The 1,016-nt window shown below is 47.4% G+C and carries 1 pseudogene; it reads left to right on the top strand.

The annotated features are described in order from the left end of the window. Positions 1 to 95: 95 nt before the first annotated feature. A pseudogene (gene tnpC, locus QUA27_RS27610) lies at positions 96 to 1,008 on the top strand (IS66 family transposase). Positions 1,009 to 1,016 lie beyond the last annotated feature (8 nt).

The following is a 1,016-nucleotide window of genomic DNA, read 5'->3' as shown; positions in this document are numbered from 1 at the left end:
TACCACCAATTCGCCCGATCGTAACGCGCATCGAACGTTATGGCGGTCGCTGCGCCTGTTGTCAAACCGAGTATCTTGCCCCCGTACCCGCAGGAATGGAACCGGGTTCACCATTTGGCCGGGAGATTAAAAGCCTAGTTACATATCTGCGCTACACTCATGCGATCGGCTACGAACGGCTGTCGGGAATCTTGGCGGAAGTTTTTGGACTCAAGATATCCGAAGGAGCGCTCGCCAACCTCTTAAGTACCGTCAAAACCAGTTTAGATGACCAGGTAAATCAAATACTGCAACGTTTGCGGCAGGCAAAATTAATTGGCTCGGATGAAACCAGTGCCAGAGTGAACGGACAAAACCAATGGGAATGGGTGTTTCAGAACCAAGATATTTGCCTGCATGTCATCCGTCCCAGTCGAGGGGCTGGAGTAATTAGTGAAGTTCTCGGAGAACATCGCCCGCAACTGTGGGTATCAGACCTTTTTAGTGCTCAAAAAAATCACCCAGCAGCACAATGGCAGGTGTGTGAGTGCCCATCAACTGCGGGATTGTCAATATGCCATTGATGCAGGAGACAAGATTTTTGCCCCAGCGATGAAGAGGTTATTATTAAGAGCTTTTGTCATCCATCGACGACGCGACAGGCTCGACGAGGCAAGACTGGAGCGATATCGCAGTAATTTACGAGAAAGATTAATCACAATTTTGAGTTTAATGCCATATCAACCGGATGGTGTTCGGTTGCGAAAACGCTATGGCGAGCTGATGGATAATTTGTTTTTATTTCTGGAAGATGCTGCAATTCCACCGACAAATAATTCTAGCGAACAAGCGATTCGGATGAGCGTGATATTTCGTCGAGTGACTAATTGCTTTCGTTCCGAATGGGGGCGAGATTTATTTGCGGCGGTTCGTTCAGTTGTCAATACTGGTAAAAGGCAGGGCTTAACTGCTTATCAAGCTATTCAACAAGCCCTCTCTATTCATGGCTCCCTTTTTTCCCCTAGTTGAGCAATTAC

The sequence above is a fragment of the Microcoleus harperi Pol14_C6 genome, from assembly GCF_036701295.1.
Classification (GTDB): domain Bacteria; phylum Cyanobacteriota; class Cyanobacteriia; order Cyanobacteriales; family Microcoleaceae; genus Microcoleus.
This window is presented reverse-complemented; position numbering and strand designations above follow the sequence as displayed.